This window comes from Tenacibaculum litoreum (assembly GCF_964513915.1).
In the GTDB taxonomy this organism is placed as follows: domain Bacteria; phylum Bacteroidota; class Bacteroidia; order Flavobacteriales; family Flavobacteriaceae; genus Polaribacter; species Polaribacter litoreum.
In genome coordinates this window covers 243672-266444 of sequence record NZ_CAZEQS010000004.1, presented here as the reverse complement: position 1 = coordinate 266444, position 22773 = coordinate 243672, and the positions used below count along the sequence as shown (strand labels likewise).

Here is a 22773-nt window from a genome sequence, read left to right as displayed (position 1 = left end):
ACAAAAAATAAAAAGAAATGAAAGTAACTGTTATTGGAACAGGATATGTAGGATTAGTATCAGGAACATGTTTTTCAGAGATGGGGAACAAGGTGATTTGTGTTGATATTGATCAAGAAAAAATAAATAAGCTTCATCAAGGAATCATTCCCATCTATGAACCAGGCTTAGAAAAAATGGTGTTGAAAAATGTAGAAAAGCAGAACTTATTCTTTACTAATGAATTAGAAGGAGCAATTAATGAATCTGAAATAGTTTTTATAGCAGTTGGAACTCCAATGGGGGAAGATGGGTCTGCAGATTTACAGTATGTGTTAGCTGTAGCTAAAGAGATAGGTCAGAAGATGAATAACAGATTGATTGTTGTTGATAAGTCTACTGTACCAGTAGGAACAGCTGATAAAGTGAAAGCAACAATACAAGCAGAGTTAGATAAAAGAAACGCAACGCTTGAATTCGATGTAGTGTCTAATCCTGAGTTTTTAAAAGAAGGAGATGCTATCAATGATTTTATGAAACCTGATAGAGTGGTAATAGGAGCAGAATCTGATTATGCTTTTGACAAAATGCGTCAATTGTATACACCTTTTACTATGTCACATGAACGTTTTATTGCTATGGATGTTCGTTCAGCAGAAATGACAAAATATGCAGCAAATGCAATGCTGGCAACAAAGATATCCTTCATGAACGAAATGGCAAATATCTGCGAGCGAGTTGGAGCTGACGTAAATAATGTTCGAGCAGGAATTGGTTCAGACTCAAGAATTGGTTATAGTTTTATTTACCCAGGAGCAGGGTATGGAGGTTCTTGCTTCCCAAAAGATGTAAAGGCCTTAAAGAAGATAGCTGAAGAAAATGGGTATGAAGCAAAATTGATTACGTCAGTTGAAGAAGTTAACAATCGTCAGAAGTTTGTGATAGCTGATAAAATCATCAATAAATTTGGAGAAGATTTATCAGGAAAAACTTTTGGTCTTTGGGGATTGGCATTTAAGCCAGGGACGGATGATATGCGTGAAGCACCAGCAATTTATGTGGTAAAAGAACTAGTAAAGAGAGGGGCTAAAGTACAAGCATATGATCCTAAGGCTATGGAAGAGGCACAACACTTTTATTTAAAAGATGTAGAGAATATTGACTATAAAAATGCAAAGTACGAGGTACTAGATAATGCAGATGCGTTGATTTTATTGACAGAATGGAAAGAGTTCCGTTCACCAGATTTCTCTGAGATTGAAAAACAACTGAAAGCACCAGTTATTTTTGATGGAAGAAATCAATATACTACCTATGGATTGGAAGAAAAAGGATTTGAATATTATCAAATAGGAAAAAACTAATGAAAATTTTAGTTACAGGAGCAGCAGGCTTTATTGGATTTCATTTAAGTCAAAAACTATTAGAATTAGGACACGTAGTTGTAGGGATAGATAATATCAACGATTATTATGATGTCAATTTAAAGTATGCTCGATTAAAAAAGTTAGGAGTTGAAAGAAAAAGCGCTGAGATATACTACAAAGAAATAACTAGTAGTACTAATGAAAAATTCAAGTTTATCAGACTAAACTTAGAAGATAAAAAAGAATTGTTTCAGTTATTTACTACTGAAAGCTTTGATGTTGTATGTAATCTAGCTGCACAAGCAGGGGTTCGTTATAGTATTGAAAACCCTAATGCTTATATTCAAAGTAACATTGTTGGTTTCCTGAATATTTTGGAATGTTGTAGGCATCATGAGATTAAACATTTAGTGTATGCAAGTAGTTCAAGTGTTTATGGAATGAATAAAAAGGTGCCTTTTTCAGAAGAAGATATAGTCGATAATCCTGTGAGTTTGTACGCTGCAACAAAAAAGAGTAACGAATTGATGGCACATACCTACAGTCATTTATATAAAATACCAACAACAGGATTACGTTTTTTTACGGTATACGGGCCTTGGGGAAGACCAGATATGGCACCGATACTATTTGCAGATGCCATTTCAAATGATCGTCCAATTAAAGTGTTCAACAATGGTGATATGGAGCGCGATTTTACTTATATAGATGATATAGTTGAAGGAGTCAAAAGAGTAATAGAAAAGCCTGTTGAAGAAAGAGACTTGTATAAAGTTTATAACATAGGAAATAATGATTCTGTAAAATTATTAGAGTTTATTACTCAGATAGAAACGAGTATAGGAAAAGAAGCTACTAAAGAAATGTTACCCATGCAGATGGGGGATGTGAAAAAAACTTGGGCAAATGTTGATGGGTTAATTAAAGATTATAATTACAGTCCTAATACAAGTTTAAGTACAGGAATAAAAGAATTTATTAATTGGTTTAAAGATTTTTACATTGAAAGTTAAAATGTTATTTAAAAGAGTTTTACTGCAAATATTTCTAGCCACTTTTTTGGTGTTAGCTAGTACTGAGGGACAAGCCCAAAATATTCAGAATCAAATGAGTCAAATACAAGTTGATGATTTATCTGATGACCAAGTAGCTAAATACTGGGAGAAAATAAAACAAGAAGGATATACTTTAGATCAAGCTTTAGCAATAGCAAAAACTAGAGGAATGTCCGAATTACAAGCTCAAAAGCTTAGAGAAAGAATAAAAAAGCTTAAAAGTAAACCACTAAATAAAGAGGAAGAGAGTCAAGAAGATAGTTTGGAAGAAGCTGACAGTACTCAACTTCTTTTTGGATTGACAGGAGAAGAAAATAATGAAGAAAATAAAGAAGAACTCTTCGGATATGGTTTTTTTAATAATCCAAATATTTCGTTTACACCAAATTTAAATATAGCTACACCAGAAAACTATATAATAGGAGCGGGAGATGTAATTTCAATTGATCTTTGGGGAGCAGCAGAGGTAAATTATGAGAAAAAAGTAAACAAACAAGGAGCTATAAATGTAGAAGGTGTTGGCTATATTCAATTAATAGGGTTGCCTGTTAGTGCTGCAAAATCTAAAATAAAAAATTACTTGAAAAGAATCTATGCGGGAATAGGAGCTTCTTCAAATAGTTATAATAAGGTCAATATTGCTGTTTCTATAAAAGAAGTAAGAAACGTACAAGTAAATATTGTAGGAGAAGTAAAGGTGCCTGGATCATATTCTGTTAGTGCTTTGTCTACGGTATTAAATGCCTTGTATGCTGCAGGAGGACCAACAAAGAATGGTACTTTTAGAAGAATTCAACTTTTTAGGAGAGGAGTGAAGGAAGCTGACTTTGATTTTTATCAGTTTCTAGTAAATGGTTCAGAAGAAGGCAATATAACGGTTCAAGATCAGGATGTGATAATAGTAAGACCTTATGAAAGTAAAATTACTATTGAAGGAGCTATCAAAAGACCTGGTATTTTTGAGATGAAAGCAGAAGAAAGTGTAAAAGACTTATTAAATTATTGTAGTGGTTTCACCTCAAATGCATATAGACAAAAAATTGTTATAGAGAGAATTAAAGGGGTTCAAAAAGAGATTGTGGAGGTTTCACAAGATAATTTTGATTCAGTGAAAATTAAAGATGGAGATTATATCAAAGTAAACGAAATAGTAGATGAGTTTTTGAATAGAGTAAGTGTAGGTGGGGCTGTTTTTCAACCTGGTAACTATGAATACAAAGAAGGAATGACAGCTTCTAACTTGTTACTTAAAGCTGAAGGGGTAACCAAAGAAGCCTTTTTAGATAGAGGAATAATTGTAAGAACACACGATAAGAGTGATAAGGAAACATTATCCTTTTCTCCGAGAAAGGCAATGGAAAATAAAGAGCATATACTTTTAAAGGAAAGTGATAGTATTTACATTTTCACGAAAGAAGAGTTGAAAGAAAAAGAATTTATTACTATTAACGGAGCAGTGAATAAAGAAGGAGAGTTTGACTATATGAAAGGAATGCGTGTTGAGGATTTAATAGTATTGGCGGGAGGATTAAAAGATGGAGCAGATGCAAGTATGATTGATGTATCTAGAAGATTGAAAGATGGAAGTTTTGAAACTGTTAGTGAAAATTTTGATTTAAGTGCAAGTAAAAATCTAGGTACCGATCATTTAGATAATTTTGTGTTAAAACCGTTTGATATTGTTTCTGTAAGATATTTAAAAGGATATACAGAACAAAAAAGAGTAACTATTACTGGAGAAGTTAATTTTGAAGGAGAGTATTCAATTGGTCAAAAAAATCAAAGAATTTCTGATTTAATAGAACAAGCTGGAGGTTTAACAAAATATGCTTATGAAGAAGGAGCCTTTTTAACTAGAAAGAACAACGAAGAGGAAGATGAAAAGCAATCAGACTTTATAGCTGACTTTGCCCAAAGAGATTCATTATCTGGTAATGTTGAAGAGCGTTTAAAGAAGAAGAAAGATTTTAAGATTGGAATAGAGTTACAAAAAATCTTAGCATCAGGAGGGAAAAAATCAAAATATGATATAATTTTAGAAGAAGGAGATGAGTTGTTTATTCCTTCTGAAAGACAAACTGTAAAGGTTGAAGGAGAGGTATTGTCACCATCATTGGTGAGATATGAAAAAGGTAAATCATTTAAACATTACATAGAAAACTCAGGAGGATTTTCTGCAAATGCAAAAAAGAGTAGGACATATATAGTGTATGCAAATGGAGATATTAGAACAACAAAAAAGTTTTTGTTTTTTAAATCATACCCAGATGTTAAACCTGGGGCTGTTATACTAGTGCCCAAAAAGCCAGAAGTTAAAAGTAAAGTAACTACTCAGCAAGTAATAGCTATTACAACAGGGTTAGCAACATTAGGAGTGTTGGTGAAAACGTTAACAGAGAAGAAATAATTTTTTAAAATTATGGAAAGTAAAGTTAAACAAGATTCTCAAGAGGAGATAGATTTATTAGAGGTATTTAAAACCGTTTGGGAAGGTAGAAAGATAGTAGCCAAATTTCTTATAGTTTTTGGACTAATAGGTTTATTCATAGCAGTTTTTTCAGCTAAAGAATATACGGCCTATACTACCTTAGTACCTCAAACGAGTGACTCAAAAGTTGGAGGTAGTTTAGGTGGTTTAGCTGCCATAGCAGGAATTAATTTAGGTGGAGGAGGAACAGAAAGTATACCCCCTACTTTATATCCAAAAATAGCTCAAAGTGTGACCTTCCAAAGAGACCTTTTAAATACACGATTAAAACTTTCGAATGTTGAAAAGATAGTTACCTATCAAGAATACTATGACAAACACACAAAATTTAATTTACTAAAAACTATTAAAGAATATACTATAGGGTTGCCAGGGAAGATTATTACATTTATTAAAAGTGATAATGAAGGAATAACAGAAGTTGGTAACGATTCAATATACCGGATTACTAAAAATGAAAGTATACTATTTAATAAAATACAAGAACAGTTAGTAATTGATAATAATAAAAAAGATGGTTTTGTTAAAATATCGTTTTCAATGCCAGAAGCCTTAGCAGCTGCGCAAATGACTAAAAAAGCACAAGCGATTTTACAAGAAGCTATTACAAACTTTAAGATAGAAAAAGCAGAGCAAGAGCTTAATTTTATCCAACAACGATATAATGAGGTGAAGTTAGATTTTGAGAATAAACAAGCCGCATTAGCTAGTTATAAAGATAGAAACCAAGGGTTAATTACCTCACGATCTCAATCGTACCTTAGAAGAATAGAGTCAGATTATAATTTAGCTTTTAATTTATATTCAGAACTATCTAAACAACTAGAAACTCAAAAAATTAAAGTAAAAGAAAATACTCCAGTATTTACTGTGATAGAGCCTGTGAGTGTACCTGTAGAAAAATCAAAACCTAAACGTATTTTAATTATAGTTGTTTGGGGAATATTAGGAGTGTTTGTCGGTATAGCTATAGTTTTTTTTAGAAAATGGATTAAAAAAATTAGAGAGAAATTATAGTAATAATATATGCTAACACGTTTATGAATTTCATAAAGCACACACCTAAATAATATAATAAGCAAAATGAAAGAAAGAATATTTTACAACGTGTAGATAAAAGTGAACTAGCTAATATAAATGGTTACTATGTCTAATATTACATAATAAGACAAGAGGAAATCGATACAGTTAAAAAAGTACTTAAAAAAATAGTGATAAAAGCTTTGTTAACACTAAAAAAGGAAATGTTACAAAAGGATATATTCATTTACTTTATAGTGTTTTAATTTATGGAGTAAAAACATTTTTAAGCAATGCAGGGTATTTATAAATAGAAAGATCTAGCTGAAGACTAATTGTTATTGATGGAAAAGAACTACAAATTTTAGTGTTGAATGAAATAAATGTTTTAATAGAAAAAATAAGAGTAATAATAAGTGATTAGTAAAATAAAAAATATATACCAATCTATAAATAATCCTTTAGTATCAAAAATCGTAAAAAATATCTTATGGTTATTTTTTGATAAATTATTCAGAATGGGAGTTGGTGTAATTGTAATTGTCTTACTAGCGAGGTATTTAGGTCCCAGTAATTTTGGATTATATAATTATATAACATCATTGGTTGCCCTTTTTTTAGCTTTGGCTTCTTTAGGGTTAAATGCAATAGTTGTTAAGGAGTTGGTTGAAAATAATAATAAATTAGAAACCTTAACAACGTCATTTTATTTGAGATTATTTGGTGGCCTTATTTCATATATCTTACTGGTTGTTACTATCTTCATGTTAAAGCCTAATGATGAATTGAGTAAATATTTGGTAGCTATACTTGGTTTGAGATTATTCTTCACCTCAAGTGATATAATTAAATATTGGTTTGAATCACAAATTAACTCAAAATATACTGTAATAGTCGAGAATAGCGTTTTTTTACTTTTCTCTATATTAAAAATCATTCTAATCTATAACAAAGCAAGATTTGAAATATTTGTATATTTATTTACGTTGGAGTCTGTTTTTGTTTTTTTTGGTATGCTTTATGTTTTCAAAAAGACAGGGAAATCTTTTAATAATTCAAAATTTGATTTAGTTAAAGCTAAATCCTTACTATCTCAAAGTTGGCCTTTAATAATTTCAAGTTTTGCTTGGATTGTTTACACAAAAACAGATCAAATTATGATTGGGCAATTTTTAGGAAATAGTGAGGTTGGTTATTATGCAGCAGCCTCAAGGTTAAGTGAAATAGCAAGTTTTTTGCCAACAATTATTACGTTTTCTATTGTTCCGTCAATAATAAAATTAAGAACTTCTAATGAAGATTTGTATAATAGAAGATTTCAACAAATATACTATATTGTTACTTCATTAATGGTATTATTAGCTATTATAGTTACATCATTTGCCTCTCCTATTATACTAATAGTTTATGGGAAGCTTTATACGTCCGCATCTTCGGTTTTAGTTGTGCAATTTTGGATTGTGGTTGCTATTGGTTTAGCAATTGTAAGTGGTAAATATCTTGTGAATTCAGGACAACAAAAGATTACCATGAAAAGACATATTTTAGGAGTGATGTTTAATTTCCCTTTAAATTATGTATTGATCCCGATTTATGGAATTAACGGAGCAGCAATTGCAAGTTTGATTTCTCTCGCATTTTCAAATTATTTGTTTGATTATTTTAGTAAATCTACTAGACTAATATTTATACAGAAAACCAAATCTCTTTGTTTTTATTGGGTGTTAAGTGTTTTTTTAAAAGATAAAAATTATGAGTAAAATAATTAAGAAATTAGATTTAACTAATTTGATTGAAAAGCATTTTATAGATGATTTAGTTGAAGACTATTTTCATATAAAAAAAATAAGAGCTAAAGATTTATTGACGTATACGAGGTTTGATTTAGGGTTTAAGCTACTATATCTTGAAATGTTGAGTAATGATTTAGATTTTTCTAAAGAAGTTTATAAGGAACATATTCGAGCTTTTAGCCTTGGTAAATATACAGAATATGGAAATGAAGATAAAATAGGTATAGACAGGTTTATATCTGATTTTGATAAAACATTTAAAGATATCAAAGAAAATGGGTATGATGGATCAAAGTCACTTATTCCTTTATCTGAAAATGGTTCTATTTTAAATGGAGCACATAGAGTTGCAAGTTCTATTTTTTTAGATAAAGATGTTGAGTGTATAAATATAGATTTACCTAATCAAGTGTATGACTATAAATTCTTTTATAATAGAAATGTTTCTAAAAAAATGCTTGATATAGCAGCTACAAAGTTTGTAGAATATGCAGAAAATACTTTTATTGCTTTTTTGTGGCCTATAGCAGAAGGATTTGAAAAGGAAATAGAAAAAGTAATACCTAATATTGTTTATAGAAAAAAAATAACACTTACCCGAAACGGTGCGCATAATTTAATTTCTAAGGTATATTTTGGAGAAAAATGGTTGGGGAATATAGAGAATAATTTTAGCGGCTCTCAAGGAAAATTAAAGGAATGTTTTCCAAATTTTAACCCTGTCAGAATTATAGTATTTCAGGCAGAAAACCTGAAAGAGGTATTAAAAATAAAAGATAGTATAAGAAATATTTTTAATGTAGGGAAGCATTCAATTCATATAACCGACACAAAAGAAGAAGCAGTTGCAGCTGCTAGAATGGTTTTAAATGATAACAGTATACATTTTTTAAATTATGCAAAGCCTAATAGATACATTTTAACACATAAAAAAATAGATAAATTTAAGAACTTTTTGTATAAGAATAATTTAACTCCTACAGATGTTGTCTTGGACTCTGGAATTATTATGTCTATATATGGTTTAAGGGAATGTAGTGATGTTGATTATTTAATAAATGATAATAATAAAATTAAACATGATGTTTCTGAATTTGATTATCATGAAGGTTCTCTAAAATACCATGAAGAAGATAAACTTAGTCTTATCTATAACCCAAAAAATTATTTTTATTTTAAAGAGTTGAAGTTTTTATCTTTTTACCAACTTTATAAGATGAAAATAAATAGGGATGAAGAAAAAGATCAAAATGATTGTAAAATAATGGATGCGATGATAGAAAAAAATACTGTTAAGGAACTTTTTTATCATATTAAGCAAACTTTATATTATGAAAAAGTAAGATTAAAACCAAGAGTTAAGAATCTATTGAAGATTCTAAAATTAGAAGCATTGGCTAGACGTATATATAAAAAAGTAAGAAAAAAGAAATGAATGCAAAAATTTAAAGAAAAAAATAAAACATCCATATATTTAGTTTCATTGGATGAAGATATCCAACGAAGAGAGACTTTGGAAAAGTCTTTCCCACTATATTACCCTAAAATTATTAAGGTTTCTGCTGTTGATGGTCGTAAAATTACGGCTAAATCTTATTATAATTCAATTATTAATACTTACCATACAACAAATAAATTACTATCGCCAGCAGAGCTTGGTTGTACACTGAGCCATATTAAGGCGTTAAAAGAATTTTTAGAGAGTGATAATGAATATGCGTTAATTTTGGAAGATGATGTAATGGGAAACGATAATAATATTGATAAGATTTTTTCTTTAGCACAGAATATTTCTTCTAACACTTTGCTAATTTGTGGAGGACAAGAAGGGTTGAGTGGGCGAAAATATCAGTTTGGGAGAATATCTAAAATGGATGGTTTAGTAGAAGTAAGTCCCTTTTCTTATCGTCATGTTTTTAGAACTTGTTGTTATTTAGTTACAAAAAAAAGCGCAAAGGCGATTGTAGATCATCAGGGAAAAAATCTAACGTTGGCTGATAAATGGGATGTGTTTTTTAAAGGTACTGATATAAAAATTTATTATAAGAATATCTTGTCGCATCCAAAGGAGTTAGTAAATAGCCATATAGAACAAGATAGGGCATATTTAAAAAGCAAGACATTTTACGAGAAGTTGTTAAGTAAAGATATATTCAAAATAGTAGCGAGAAAATTATTCAATGAATCACAATATATTTTACACAAATTAAAAGGGTATAAATCATTATGAAAAGTTTATATTCTATAAAAAATATAGATGTCTTTTTGATGTTTTTATTGCTACACGGATTTTATATAGTACCACCTATTAATAGTTCTGTGTTAGCAGTAGTGATAGTCCTGTTTTTAGGAGCTTTTTTAAAACCCAAATTTATAAATGATAGCTTCAAATTATTTGTAAATAAGAAAATAGCACTGATTTTTGTGTGGATTTTTGTATTGATTACCGTTAATATGATTATTTCTTTAATTCACTCTACTTATGATCTTTCTTATATTAAGAACCTCATATCACAAATGATACAAATAGTGATGATTATTTTTGTTATTAGCTATATTTTTTACGAATATCAAGGAGAGAACTATACTGAATATATTGGGTATTTAATTGTATGGGCTTTTTTTTTACAATCTATAGTAGAAATAGTTGCATTTATTGTTCCAGCTTTTGCTGCACTGGTACATTTAACGTATAAACCAGAGGTAAAAGAATTAATGTATGAAGGTTATGAGGGAGTGAGAGGTTTAGCGCTTACAGGTTCTCCAGGTTGGGGACTAGCCGTAGGGTTTGGTTTGGCATTTTTGTTTTTTGTTAAGTTGTATATCGTAAACAAGAGAGTAACTTTTTTTGCAATAATATTAGGTTTAACCCTAGTACTTGGCACTTTTTTTGCGGGTAGATCTGCTTTTTTAGGAGCAGTTTTAGGAGTAGTTTACTATCTTTTTTCACAAGGAAAGATATTGAATAAAATAAGAAACTGTTTTTTTGCTATTGCCATATTAATTTTTTGTTTAATAATTGTTTATTTTTTATTTCCTGATTTTTCAGAATTATTAGTAGAGCGTGTCTTTCCTTTTGTGTTTGAGTTTTACTATAAATATGAATCATCAGGTGTTGCACAAACAGGCTCTACTAATAAGCTAATGGAAATGTGGTCGATTCCAATTTCACCTACAACTTTTTTTGTAGGCGATGGCTTGTTCACTGACCCTATAAGTGGAAAATATTATATGTTAACAGATGTAGGGTATCTTCGAAACCTGTTATTTGGTGGCGTGTTTTGGGTACTTTTAGTTGTAGGTTATCATTTTTATATCAGCTCGGTAAGTATCTTGTTTAATAAAAAAGTAGATTTTAACAATAAATTGTTTATAGTTTTTTTACTTCTTTATATGTTAGCTTTAGAAGCTAAGGCAATGTCTTTGGGCTATAATAAGTATGCGTTTATAATATTAGTAGCGTATCTTATAGCTTGGATTTATGAAAAAAAGTATAAAAGTTTTAAGTATGATAGTTATGAAAAATGAATTAATTTCTGTAATTGTACCAACTCATAATAGAGATAATTTGTTAGGAAGAGCTTTAGGTTCTATCAAAAATCAAACTTATAAGAATTTTGAAGTATTAGTTGTTGATGACATTGGGAATGAAAGCACTAAAGAATTGGTAGATTCCTTTGCTGATGGCCGCTTTCAATATATTCATAATGAAGAACATCAAGGAGCAACGTATTCGAGAAATCTTGGTATAAAAAAATCAAGGGGTAACTATATTGTTTTTTTAGATGACGATGATGAATGGTATGAAAAAAAACTAGAACTTCAGTTAGAAAAGTTTTATTCAGATAAGGAAATAGGGTTGGTATATGGAAAATTAAAGATTGAAATTTCATCACTGAATATTGATTATATTACAGCACCTTCTATAAAAGGGAATATTTATAAGGATTTAATAATTGAAAACTATGTAGGAGGGACTATAATTCCAATGATAAATCTAAATCTTGTATCCAAAGAAGAATGTTATTTTGATACAAAGTTTCCTGCAAGAGAAGAATATGATTTATGGATTAGGTTATCAAGAAAACACAAGGTTGATTTTGTAGATGATGTATTGGCTGTTGCTTATAATGATTTTGATGAGAAAAGAATAAGTTCGGATATAAAGAATTATGAAGAAGGTATTTCATTGCTTAACAATAAATATCAAAAAGAAGTTGAGAAATTATTGACAGAATCAGAGCAGTTAAATAGGAAGATTCTTCAATTGAGGTTTTTAGCAGCTCAAGCAATTAAAGTTAATAATACAAAAATAGCTAGAGAGAAGTATTTAGAAGTACTAAAACTCAAATTTTCATTAAAAAATTTAGTTTTTTACTTAATGTCTTTTTTAAGTGCAAAGAACATTTTTCTATTAAGAAAATATTTAAAAGGATAGTTAGTTTATGGCTCAATACAGTGGATTTGAAAGAAAAATAGCACTTTTTTTAACTAAGTTTCCAGATATAAAGACTGGTGTGAAAAAAATGTATCAAAAAATTAATTTTTTAAGATACAAGAAACCATATACATTTAAGACTAATAAATCTATTAGAAAATTAAACTTAGAAAATAAAGAATCTTATTTTGGGTACTATGATAAGTCGCCCATAAATAAAACAAATGAATATATTATTTTTCAAAGTACAAATAGTGAGACTACATCAATGCCAAATATAAAATTTCCTGTTGATATAGTTGTGTATGATGTTAATAAAGACTGTTATAAAGAAGTTGGTAAAAGTAGTACTTATAATTGGCAACAAGGTACAAAGTTGATGTGGATAGGAGATTATAAATTTATTTATAATGATTTTGATAATAGTCAAAAAAAGTATATCGCTAAAATTTACGATATAAAAACAAAAGAAACAAAGGTTATTAATTATCCTATTTATGATTGTTACGAAGATAAATTTGCTATTAGTTTAAATTTTGAACGTTTAAATATTGCAAGAGCAGATTATAGTTATAGCAATTTAGGAAGTAAAATAGATTGGGCTAATAATACAAGTGATGGTTTGTGTTTTATTGATTTAATAACTAATACTTCAAAGTTAATCCTTTCGATTGAAACCATTATTCAGTTGAATTTTAAAGAAACAATGAAAGGAGCAAAGCATAAGTTTAATCATATAATGATTTCCCCAAACGGTAAAAAGATAATGTTTATGCACCGATGGTTTTTAAAGGATGGTAGACGATTTGACTCTCTTTATATAGCTAATGTCGATGGTTCAGAAATTCAGCTAGTTGCCGATGATGATATGGTTAGTCATTGCTTTTGGTATGATAATACACATATTTTAGCTTATCTTCGGGATAAAACATCGGGAGATAAATATTATAAGATAGACATATTAACAACCAAAAAAGAAATAGTGGGAGAAAATGTTATTGACAAGTTTGGTGATGGACATCCTCATTGTTACGGCTCAAAAATTATTTTCGATACTTATCCTGATAAATCAAGGATGAAATCACTTTATTTATTTGATTACGAAACTAGTCAATTAGAGCAGTTAGGTGAGTTTGTCGAAAGTTTTAATTACTATGGTGAAACACGTTGTGATTTACACCCTAGATTTAGTTTTGATGGTAAAAAAGTTTTTTTTGACAGTGTTCATGAAGGAAAAAGACATTTATATATGATGGAATTATAAAATGGAAAAAATAGCGTTCATAATAACAGTGTATAAAAAAGATAATCCTGTTTTTTTTAAAGAATCTATAGATTCTATTATTAATCAAAATTATGGGTTTGATAATATTAATATTTATTTAGGAGTTGACGGTGAACTCACTGACGAGCTGAATGAATATATCCTGAAAAATCAGTCAAAATTTTATAAAATTGTTCGTAATACTGAAAATAAAGGATTAGCATTTACATTAAATCGTCTTATTGAAGTTTTAGAAGACGAGGTATACGTTTTTAGGATGGATAGCGATGATGTTTGTACAGTTAACAGAGTAACCGAACAAGTTAATTTTTTAGCTTCTAGTGAAGCTCTTATCGTAGGTAGTAACTTAATAGAAATAGATGAAAATGGATCAAAGATTCGAGAAAAAAAAATGCCTATTAGCAATAAAGAGATAGTAAACTATTCGATATCCAGAAGTCCTTTAAATCACCCTACAGTAGCTTTTAAAAAGGTTTTTTTTGATAAAGTAGGAGTCTATAATGAGTCGTTTATCAAAGCTCAAGATTATGAATTATGGGCAAGAGCTTTAAAAAAAGAAATTGTTATAGCTAATATAAGTTCTCCTTTACTGTACTTTAGAATAACTAAAGACTATTTAACAAAAAGGAATTCAGTTTCTAATTTTTTTAATGAATTTAAGGTGTCTATATCCTTGATGAATCATTACAGGAAGTATATACAGCTTCCTAAAATATTAACAAAATTATTAATAAGGCTAATGCCACCAGTAATAGGAGCATATTTCTACAATAAAGTTAGAAATTAAACCTGTAAAAAAAATTATACTGGCTGGTTAATGAGGAATAATATTAGATACCGTTTGTTAATTAAAGGAGAATTTAAATTGCTACTTTTGTATAAGGAAATCTTATGATTTATTATCTGTTATAGGTGTTAATGTTAGATGGGATTCAAGATGTTTTGATTATTCCTGTACCAAACGATGTTTTGAGTTTTTAAAAATTATCAAGAAAAAGGAAGGTAAGAGAGAGTAGTGAAATTAATCTAATTAAATTATTGTATTATTTTCTTCACTATTCAGTTATTAGCTTTTGTAAAAATATTTGAAGTAAATCAGATTGTAGAGGTGTAAAAAAGGTGTGTTTTTCTTAAAAAATCCTTAATATTGCGTAGTGAATTGAAAAGGTGATTACATATTAGAGGTTTAACACCTCTCTTTTTAAGTGTTCACTTGTTAAGATGAAATAATGATAAAAAGAAAAAAGGAAAAATGTCTGTTTGTTAATGTTAGCAAGTCACTAGATAAGCTGTTGTCTAGCAGTAAAATTGCAGATAAATATGAGATTGTTTTTTATAAAGAGTTAGAAGCATCTGAAATAACATTCACAAACTATATAAAAGAAAACTATATAAAAGTTGTAGTTTTTGAAAATTCACAATTAAATGAACTTTCTAAGAAACAAGTTAATGAATTAATTAAATTGAGGTTATCAGGTGTTGAAATTCACGATTCAGAAGACTTTTATGAATGCATAAATAAAAGGGTACCAATTATAAAGACACAGGACAACCAATATTTTTCCGATGAGATTTTTAGTTTAAAGCGTAAGCGTAGATTATTGTTTTTTAAAAGGGGCTTTGATATTTTATTTTTCCTATTGCTTTTTCCTATTGCTTTACCGCTAACAATAATTGGTTGTTTTCTTACCAAGTTTACTTCAAGAGGAACGATGCTTTACTCTCAGATAAGAGTAGGTAGAGGAGGGAGACCTTTTAAAATTTATAAAATAAGAACCATGAAGACCAACAATGGAGGGTATACGGTAGCTAACGATAATAGAATTACTCCAGTAGGTAAGTTTTTACGATTTTCTAAAATAGATGAATTACCTCAGTTATTTAATATTTTAAAAGGAGATATGAGTTTAATAGGTCCAAGACCAGAACAACCTAAATATGTTGAAGAATATAGTGAAGAAAATCCTTTTTTTAACTTAAGACATATGATACGGCCTGGTGTTTCAGGTTGGGCTCAAATACATTTACCCAAAGCAACTCCTGAAGAAAACCTTGAAAAATTAGAGTATGACTTATATTACATAAAGAAGTATTCTTGGAGGTTAGATATTCAGATTTTAATAAAGACAATAAAGATTGTTTTAACTATGAATAGTCATTAGTAATATTATATGGTTAAAAATTTGTATTTGTTTTAAATATGCATTAAAACAAAAGGTAGAAAATATCAAATAAGTTGACAAACTATATATTGTAATCTAAGTAGGATTAATGAAAAAAATACTAGTAACAGGAGGTTTAGGGTTTATCGGTTCACATGTAGTGGTAGAACTGCAAAATGCAGGTTTTGAGGTGATAATTATAGATGATTTATCAAACTCTAAAATAGAAGTATTAGAGCAAATTACTGAGATTTCCAATGTTAAACCAGACTTTTATCAGATAGACTTACGAGATAAAAAAGCAGTGCATAGCTTTTTTAATGAGAATGTAATTGATGGAGTAATACATTTTGCGGCTTTTAAGGCTGTAGGAGAAAGTGTTCAAAAGCCTCTAGACTATTACGAGAATAATATCAATGCTCTAGTTTACTTATTACAAGAAATGAAAGAAAGGAGTATTGATCATTTTATTTTTAGTTCGTCATGTACGGTTTATGGACAAGCAGATGAATTACCTATTACAGAAGATGCCCCCGTAAAGATTGCTGAATCTCCTTATGGTAATACTAAGCAAATAGGAGAAGAGATTATTAAAGATAGTTGTAAGGCTTATGATATGAATGCCATAGCTTTACGATATTTTAATCCTATAGGAGCTCATGAGTCTATAAAAATAGGAGAGTTACCATTGGGAGTTCCTCAAAATTTAATTCCATTTATCACACAAACAGCAGCTGGAATTAGAAAAGAACTATCAGTTTTTGGAGATGATTATCCAACACTAGATGGAACTGCCATTCGTGATTATATTCATGTTGTAGATTTAGCAAAAGCGCATGTAAAAGCTTTACAACGATTGTTGAAAAAACAAAATGAAGAAAATTTTGAGTTTTTCAATGTGGGAACTGGTAAAGGAAGTTCTGTGATGGAGATTATAAAAACTTTTGAAGAGGTTACTAAACAATCGTTGAATTACAAAATAGTAGCAAGAAGAGAAGGAGATATCACAGCAGCGTATGCAGATACAACTAAAGCTAATGAAGTTTTAGGATGGGAGCCTCAAGAAAAACTAGAAGAAACATTACTTTCCGCATGGAAATGGCAGCAAAAACAGTAATAATTTAGAATTCAAAGCTCAGGTTTTCCTGAGCTTTATTTTTTCTATAAATTAGCGTACTTATAAACGTTTAATAAATGAAAGGTATCATATTAGCAGGAGGTTCGGGAACACGATTATATCCAATAACGAAAGGAGTATCTAAACAATTACTACCGGTATATGATAAACCGATGATTTATTATCCGTTATCAGTATTGATGTTGGCTGGCATTCGAGATATTTTGATTATTTCTACCCCAGATGATATACCAAGTTTTCGAAAGTTATTAGGAGATGGTAATGACTTGGGGATTCATTTAAGTTATGCCGAACAATCTTCTCCAGACGGATTAGCGCAAGCGTTCATCATTGGTGAAGAATTCATTGGAGGTGATGATGTTTGTCTTGTTTTAGGAGATAATATTTTTTATGGTCATGGATTACCTGAAATGTTACAATCCGCAATTGATAATATAAAAGAAGAAAAAAAAGCCACTGTTTTTGGCTACAATGTAAAAGACCCAGAACGCTATGGAGTGGTAGATTTTGATGTTAATGGAAATGCTATTTCTATTATAGAAAAACCTGAGATTCCAAAATCTAATTATGCGGTAGTTGGTTTGTATTTTTATCCCAATGATGTAATTCAAGTAGCCAAAAATGTAAAGCCTTCAGGAAGAGGAGAGTTGGAAATTACTTCTGTAAACCAGTATTATTTAGATAACGAACAACTAAAAGTTGAATTGATGGGACGTGGTTTTGCTTGGTTAGATACCGGGACGCATGATTCTTTATTAGAAGCAAGTCAATTTATTGAAACTATTGAAAAACGTCAAGGTTTAAAAGTAGCATGTATAGAAGAAATAGCGCTCTATATGGGGTATATTAATAAAGAACAAGTTAGAAATTTAGCAGAACCTTTGAAAAAAAATAGCTACGGAGAATACTTATTAAACTTAGCAAAAGAGAAATAATGATTTTTAAGAAGACTGAAATTCCTGAAGTCGTTGTTATTGAACCAAAAGTTTTTGGAGATCAAAGAGGGTATTTTTTTGAATCTTTCAATCAAAAAGAATTTGAAAATAATATTGGGCACATAAATTTTGTTCAAGACAATGAGTCAAAATCAACTTATGGAGTTTTACGAGGTTTGCATTTTCAACAACCTCCCTTTGCACAAGCAAAATTAGTACGCTGTATTCAAGGAAAAGTGCTGGATGTAGTGGTAGATACCAGAAAAAAGTCTCCTACATACGGTAAGCATGTTACTGTTGAATTATCCGAAGAGAATAAAAAACAGTTATTTATACCAAGAGGTTTTGCACATGGATTCGTAACCCTATCTAAGGATGCTATTTTTGCTTACAAAGTTGATAATTGGTACGCCCCTGAATATGATTCAGGAATTATATGGAATGATACTACATTAAATATTGATTGGAAGATAGCTCCTGAAGAAGCGATACTTTCTTCTAAAGACAAACTACTATCTACTTTTAAAGATTTAGATACTCCGTTTATTTATTAGTAACTTTGAAAGGTTTATAAGTGTAAACTTTTATGAAGCATATATTAATTACTGGTGGAGCTGGTTTTATTGGTTCACACGTTGTTCGTCTGTTTGTGAATAACTATTCTGATTATCATATTTTAAATTTAGATGCATTAACCTATGCAGGGAATCTAGAGAACTTAAAAGATGTTGAAGGTCAACCGAATTATACCTTTATTAAGGGGAATATTTGTGATGAAGACTTGGTAAAAGAATTGTTTTCAACTTATAGAATTGATGGAGTTATTCATTTAGCGGCAGAATCACATGTGGATCGTTCTATCACTGATCCCTTATCGTTTGTTAAAACAAATGTTTATGGAACTTTAAATTTATTAGAAGCAGCTAAAGATAGTTGGAAAGGTAATTTTGAAGAAAAATTATTTTATCATATTTCTACAGATGAGGTATATGGTTCTTTAGGAAAAGAAGGCTTCTTTATAGAAACAACAGCGTATGATCCGAATTCTCCTTATTCAGCATCAAAAGCTTCTTCAGATCATTTTGTAAGGGCATATCATAATACCTATGGATTACCAATCGTAGTTTCTAACTGTTCAAATAATTATGGATCACATCAGTTTCCTGAAAAATTAATTCCGTTATTTATCAATAATATTTCTAATAATAAACCTTTACCTGTGTATGGTAAAGGACAAAATGTAAGAGATTGGTTGTATGTAGAAGATCATGCCAAGGCAATTGATATTATTTTTCATAAAGGGATAACTGGGGATACGTATAACATTGGAGGTTTTAATGAATGGAAAAATATTGATTTGATTAAAGTTTTGATAAAAGTAGTAGATAGATTGTTAGGGAGAGAAGAAGGAGCATCAGAAAAACTAATTACTTATGTAAAAGACAGAGCAGGTCATGATTTTCGTTATGCAATAGACGCATCAAAGCTTAAAAATGAGTTAGGATGGGAACCTTCTTTGCAGTTTGAAGAAGGAATAGAAAAAACTGTTAAATGGTATTTAGAAAATAAAGATTGGGTTAATAATGTTACAAGTGGAGAATACCAAAAATATTATAAAGAAATGTATGAGTAATAAAAAAAGCCAAAACTTTTAGTTTTGGCTTTTTTTATTATAGGATTAAGATTTATCTAAGTCTACTTAAACTTAAATCTTTATTGTATTTAACAATAAATAAACCTTGATTTCCACTGCTTCCAAACATTTTTTTATGATAATCAAATTTATTTTCAACACGTAAAGAAACTCCTTTTTTAAAGGTGTCTGTAAGTTCATTTCCTGAAGCTAAACGCATTAAAACATCATATGTTATATCAAAACCTTTAATAGCATAGTCTGAAGGAATAGTATTGTTTTTTTGTAAATATTTGTTGTTGAAATCCTTCGTTTCTATGGCATCTTCGTCTGAATAAGTGTTAGAAACATAAGTGAAATTGATACTGGCAAGCTTATTATTATCAATCTTATCATAAGCGTCACCTTTGCTAGTAGCAAATACTTGAACTTTAGTTTCGTCAGGTAAGCTAATCATACTATTTAATGCATCAGCAACTACTACATTGTCTTCTGAAGCTAGGATTACCCAGTTATGTCTTTTAGAAGACATTTTACTTGTAAAACGTTCTCTTTTTATATAGCCTTTTTCTGGTTTCAAAACATGTATGTTATTAATACTATCATGTTTTTTTAGCTCAGAAATAATTTTCGAAACACTTATGTTAGTATCCTTTTTTTCATCACTTACAATAAAAATTTCTTGATCTTTATAACTATCTTTTAAATAAGATGCTAAATATCCAGTGTAATTGTCTTTTTCAGGAGAAGTTTTTACTAATTTAGATGAAGAAAATTTACTTTGTTTATTAGAGTAATGAGGGAAAACAACAGGAGCATTTACATCACGAGCAACAACTTCTGCTTTGTCAGAGTAAAAAGGACCAATAACAACATCAGTATTTTCTAGTTTTTTATTCTTTAAAATGGTGGCGATATCTTTCCCTCTATTTCCTGTGTCAAAAACATTAACATTTACTAATACCCCTTGTTTTTTAATAGAGTCAATAGCGATTTCAGCTCCTAAATAAAAATCAGTAACCATGTTTGCTAATTGGTTTCCTTCAAAAATATCTTTACTCGATTTAGTATTGTATTCATCCGTTTTAAACGGAAGCAAAATAGCAAGGTTTATAGAGGTGTCAATTTCAATAGAGTCTTTATAAAAAGTATAGTTCTCTTTTTTACTAACCTCTTCAATAGGCTTGATTTTTAATAATTGGCCTATTGATAATTTGTTATCAGCTAAATCTGGATATTCAGGGTTCAAACGCAATAAATCCTCTTTAGATACATTGTAAAAACGAGTTAAACTGTACATAGTTTCTTTGCTCTTTACAGTATGTGTTAAGAACTTTTCTAAGACTTCCTCTTTATCAATGGTAATGGTTTTCTTGATCTCTTTAACCTTTAATATTTGACCAATACTTAAATTATTACTTTGAATATTAGTGTATTCAGGATTGAATCTGATTAAGTCATCTTTGGTAATACCATATTGTTTTGTAATACGATAAACAGTTTCTCCTTTTTGAACTTCGTGAGTTTCATATTCAATAATTGTTTGTTGAAATTCAGTATTGTCATCTTCAGTTTCAGGAGTTGTGTCTTTATCCTTATCAGTGTCAGTAGTATCTACGGTTTCTTCTTCAGGAGAAGAAGTAGTAGATGGAGAAGTACTATTTTTAATTTTAGGATTAGGTATAACAATTACTGTGTTAGCTTCAGGACGTCTTCCAACATCAGGATTTAAGCGTAATAAATCTTTCGTTCTCATGTCCAAACGGTCTGCAATGTCTCGCATCGTCTCACCTTCTTGGGTTTTGTACGAAACGTAACGTTTTTGCTGACCGCAAGAAACGGTAAAAGTTAAAATACAAACTAATAGTAAAAATTGTAATTTCTTCATCTACTCTTTTTTTATATTAATGATGGATTTTTATTCCCATTCAATTGTTGCTGGTGGTTTAGAGCTAATGTCATATACAACTCTATTTACACCTTTTACATTATTTATTATTTTATTAGATGTTTTTTGTAAAAACTCATAAGGTAAATTAACCCAATCAGCAGTCATACCATCAGTACTTTCTACTGCTCTCAAGGCAACTACCTTTTCATAAGTTCTTTCATCTCCCATAACTCCAACAGAGTTTACAGGCAACAAAATAGCACCTGCTTGCCATACTTTATCGTATAATCCGCTTTCTTTTAATCCGTTGATGAATACAGCATCCACTTCTTGTAAAATACGAACTTTTTCTGCGGTGATATCTCCTAAAATCCTAATAGCTAAACCAGGGCCTGGAAATGGGTGACGACCTAATAACTCTTTATCGATCCCCATAGAAGCACCTACACGACGTACTTCATCTTTAAAAATCATACGTAAAGGCTCTACTACTTTCAATTTCATAAAATCAGGTAATCCACCTACGTTGTGATGACTTTTTATAGTAGCTGAAGGGCCACCGTTTACAGAAACTGATTCAATCACATCAGGATAAATCGTTCCTTGAGCTAGCCATTTAGCATCTTCTATTTGATGTGCTTCATCATCAAAAACATCAATAAAAACTTTACCAATAGCTTTACGTTTCGCTTCTGGGTCACTTAATCCCGCTAATTCTCCCAAAAAACGTGCCGAAGCATCTACACCTTTAACGTTTAATCCCATACCTTCGTATTGCTTTAATACGTCAGTAAACTCATTTTTACGTAACAATCCGTTGTTAACAAAAATACAGTGTAAATTACTTCCTATAGCTTTGTGTAGTAAAACTGCAGCTACAGTAGAATCTACTCCTCCTGATAATCCTAAAACAACTTTATCATTACCTATTTTTGCTTTTAACTCAGCAACCGTTTCGTCAACGAATGAATCTGGTGTCCAAGTTTGGGCTACTCCTGCTATATTAACTAAAAAGTTTTGTAATAATTGTTTCCCATCAGTAGAATGATATACTTCTGGGTGAAATTGAATAGCATAGGTAGTTTCGCCCTCAATTTTATATGCTGCATTTTCTACATCATGAGTACTTGCTAACAAAGTTCCGTTAGTTGGTAACTCTTTAATTGTATCAGAATGACTCATCCAAACTTGACTTCCTTCTGAAATATTTTTAAAGAATTCCTCTCCTTCTTTAATAAAAGAAAGGTTAGCTCTACCATATTCACGAGTGTTGGAAGGAGCTACTAAACCACCAGAAAAATGAGCTAGATATTGTGCACCATAGCACACTGCTAATAATGGTTTCTTACCTCTTATTTCAGATAAATCTGGATGAGGAGCCTTTTCTGAACGAACCGATGATGGACTTCCAGAAAGGATTACAGCTTTGAAATCGTTTAAGTTTTGTGGTATTTTGTTGTAAGGGTGAATTTCACAATAAATGTTTAATTCTCTTACGCGGCGCGCAATTAACTGTGTGTATTGCGATCCGAAATCTAATATAAGTACGTTGTGTTGTTGCATGCGCAAAAATAGTACTTACATTTTAG

General features: G+C 30.0%; 18 protein-coding genes. 16 read left to right on the top strand and 2 right to left on the bottom strand.

The features are described from left to right. Positions 1–17: 17 nt before the first annotated feature. The 16 genes from ACKTTR_RS12720 (at position 18) to rfbB (ending at position 19293) form a co-directional block, all read left to right on the top strand. Positions 18–1343: a UDP-glucose dehydrogenase family protein gene (locus ACKTTR_RS12720; RefSeq protein WP_408028204.1), complete on the top strand. Its 1326-nt coding sequence runs from the start codon at positions 18–20 to the stop codon at positions 1341–1343. Beyond that, on the top strand, positions 1343–2359 hold the full coding sequence (locus ACKTTR_RS12715; RefSeq protein ID WP_408028203.1) for an NAD-dependent epimerase: 1017 nt from the start codon (positions 1343–1345) through the stop codon (positions 2357–2359). Before ACKTTR_RS12720 ends, ACKTTR_RS12715 begins: the two co-directional genes overlap by 1 nt. A 94-nt stretch (positions 2360–2453) precedes the next feature. After that, positions 2454–4808 carry an SLBB domain-containing protein gene (locus ACKTTR_RS12710; protein WP_408028202.1) on the top strand — a complete coding sequence of 785 codons (2355 nt, stop codon included), beginning with the start codon at positions 2454–2456 and terminating at the stop codon, positions 4806–4808. Positions 4809–4820: 12 nt separating this feature from the next. After that, complete coding sequence (locus ACKTTR_RS12705; protein ID WP_408028201.1) at positions 4821–5906, top strand: GNVR domain-containing protein; 1086 nt, start codon at positions 4821–4823, stop codon at positions 5904–5906. Positions 5907–6325: 419 nt separating this feature from the next. Continuing rightward, positions 6326–7669 (top strand): flippase, encoded by a 1344-nt coding sequence (locus ACKTTR_RS12700; protein ID WP_408028200.1) that lies wholly within the window; start codon positions 6326–6328, stop codon positions 7667–7669. After that, positions 7662–9137, top strand: a complete 1476-nt coding sequence (locus ACKTTR_RS12695; RefSeq protein WP_408028199.1) for a hypothetical protein — start codon at positions 7662–7664, stop codon at positions 9135–9137. The genes ACKTTR_RS12700 and ACKTTR_RS12695 overlap by 8 nt, the downstream gene beginning before the upstream one ends. After that, complete coding sequence (locus tag ACKTTR_RS12690) at positions 9138–9932, top strand: glycosyltransferase family 25 protein (protein WP_408028198.1); 795 nt, start codon at positions 9138–9140, stop codon at positions 9930–9932. Then, on the top strand, positions 9929–11230 hold the full coding sequence (locus ACKTTR_RS12685; RefSeq protein WP_408028197.1) for a hypothetical protein: 1302 nt from the start codon (positions 9929–9931) through the stop codon (positions 11228–11230). Before ACKTTR_RS12690 ends, ACKTTR_RS12685 begins: the two co-directional genes overlap by 4 nt. After that, on the top strand, positions 11211–12140 hold the full coding sequence (locus ACKTTR_RS12680) for a glycosyltransferase family 2 protein (protein ID WP_408028196.1): 930 nt from the start codon (positions 11211–11213) through the stop codon (positions 12138–12140). Before ACKTTR_RS12685 ends, ACKTTR_RS12680 begins: the two co-directional genes overlap by 20 nt. Positions 12141–12147: 7 nt before the next feature. Next, positions 12148–13404: a TolB family protein gene (locus tag ACKTTR_RS12675; protein WP_408028195.1), complete on the top strand. Its 1257-nt coding sequence runs from the start codon at positions 12148–12150 to the stop codon at positions 13402–13404. Between the two features lies 1 nt (position 13405). Then, positions 13406–14212 (top strand): glycosyltransferase, encoded by an 807-nt coding sequence (locus ACKTTR_RS12670; RefSeq protein WP_408028194.1) that lies wholly within the window; start codon positions 13406–13408, stop codon positions 14210–14212. 442 nt (positions 14213–14654) lie between these two features. Continuing rightward, positions 14655–15587 (top strand): sugar transferase, encoded by a 933-nt coding sequence (locus ACKTTR_RS12665; RefSeq protein WP_408028193.1) that lies wholly within the window; start codon positions 14655–14657, stop codon positions 15585–15587. 109 nt (positions 15588–15696) lie between these two features. Then, entirely contained in the window at positions 15697–16704 is a 1008-nt protein-coding gene (gene galE / locus ACKTTR_RS12660) for a UDP-glucose 4-epimerase GalE (RefSeq protein WP_408028192.1), read from the top strand. 77 nt (positions 16705–16781) lie between these two features. After that, positions 16782–17660: a glucose-1-phosphate thymidylyltransferase RfbA gene (rfbA, locus tag ACKTTR_RS12655; protein WP_408028191.1), complete on the top strand. Its 879-nt coding sequence runs from the start codon at positions 16782–16784 to the stop codon at positions 17658–17660. Next, entirely contained in the window at positions 17660–18214 is a 555-nt protein-coding gene (rfbC, locus tag ACKTTR_RS12650) for a dTDP-4-dehydrorhamnose 3,5-epimerase (protein ID WP_408028190.1), read from the top strand. The genes rfbA and rfbC overlap by 1 nt, the downstream gene beginning before the upstream one ends. Positions 18215–18246: 32 nt before the next feature. Continuing rightward, the gene (rfbB, locus tag ACKTTR_RS12645; protein ID WP_408028189.1) at positions 18247–19293 is read left to right on the top strand and encodes a dTDP-glucose 4,6-dehydratase; all 1047 of its coding nucleotides are present in this window, start codon (positions 18247–18249) and stop codon (positions 19291–19293) included. A gap of 52 nt (positions 19294–19345) precedes the next feature. Here the strand turns inward: rfbB and ACKTTR_RS12640 are convergent, their stop codons facing one another. After that, on the bottom strand, positions 19346–21181 hold the full coding sequence (locus ACKTTR_RS12640; RefSeq protein WP_408028188.1) for an amino acid ABC transporter substrate-binding protein: 1836 nt from the start codon (positions 21179–21181) through the stop codon (positions 19346–19348). Positions 21182–21211: 30 nt separating this feature from the next. Next, entirely contained in the window at positions 21212–22747 is a 1536-nt protein-coding gene (gene guaA, locus ACKTTR_RS12635) for a glutamine-hydrolyzing GMP synthase (RefSeq protein ID WP_408028187.1), read from the bottom strand. Positions 22748–22773: the final 26 nt, after the last annotated feature.

Coding starts and splice junctions, on each gene's coding strand:
- ACKTTR_RS12720 (WP_408028204.1), top strand. CDS start 18: ATGAAAGTAACTGTTATTGGAACAGGATATGTAGGATTAGTATCAGGA.
- ACKTTR_RS12715 (WP_408028203.1), top strand. CDS start 1,343: ATGAAAATTTTAGTTACAGGAGCAGCAGGCTTTATTGGATTTCATTTA.
- ACKTTR_RS12710 (WP_408028202.1), top strand. CDS start 2,454: ATGAGTCAAATACAAGTTGATGATTTATCTGATGACCAAGTAGCTAAA.
- ACKTTR_RS12705 (WP_408028201.1), top strand. CDS start 4,821: ATGGAAAGTAAAGTTAAACAAGATTCTCAAGAGGAGATAGATTTATTA.
- ACKTTR_RS12695 (WP_408028199.1), top strand. CDS start 7,662: ATGAGTAAAATAATTAAGAAATTAGATTTAACTAATTTGATTGAAAAG.
- ACKTTR_RS12690 (WP_408028198.1), top strand. CDS start 9,138: ATGCAAAAATTTAAAGAAAAAAATAAAACATCCATATATTTAGTTTCA.
- ACKTTR_RS12685 (WP_408028197.1), top strand. CDS start 9,929: ATGAAAAGTTTATATTCTATAAAAAATATAGATGTCTTTTTGATGTTT.
- ACKTTR_RS12680 (WP_408028196.1), top strand. CDS start 11,211: ATGATAGTTATGAAAAATGAATTAATTTCTGTAATTGTACCAACTCAT.
- ACKTTR_RS12675 (WP_408028195.1), top strand. CDS start 12,148: ATGGCTCAATACAGTGGATTTGAAAGAAAAATAGCACTTTTTTTAACT.
- ACKTTR_RS12670 (WP_408028194.1), top strand. CDS start 13,406: ATGGAAAAAATAGCGTTCATAATAACAGTGTATAAAAAAGATAATCCT.
- ACKTTR_RS12665 (WP_408028193.1), top strand. CDS start 14,655: ATGATAAAAAGAAAAAAGGAAAAATGTCTGTTTGTTAATGTTAGCAAG.
- galE (WP_408028192.1), top strand. CDS start 15,697: ATGAAAAAAATACTAGTAACAGGAGGTTTAGGGTTTATCGGTTCACAT.
- rfbA (WP_408028191.1), top strand. CDS start 16,782: ATGAAAGGTATCATATTAGCAGGAGGTTCGGGAACACGATTATATCCA.
- rfbC (WP_408028190.1), top strand. CDS start 17,660: ATGATTTTTAAGAAGACTGAAATTCCTGAAGTCGTTGTTATTGAACCA.
- rfbB (WP_408028189.1), top strand. CDS start 18,247: ATGAAGCATATATTAATTACTGGTGGAGCTGGTTTTATTGGTTCACAC.
- ACKTTR_RS12640 (WP_408028188.1), bottom strand. CDS start 21,181: ATGAAGAAATTACAATTTTTACTATTAGTTTGTATTTTAACTTTTACC.
- guaA (WP_408028187.1), bottom strand. CDS start 22,747: ATGCAACAACACAACGTACTTATATTAGATTTCGGATCGCAATACACA.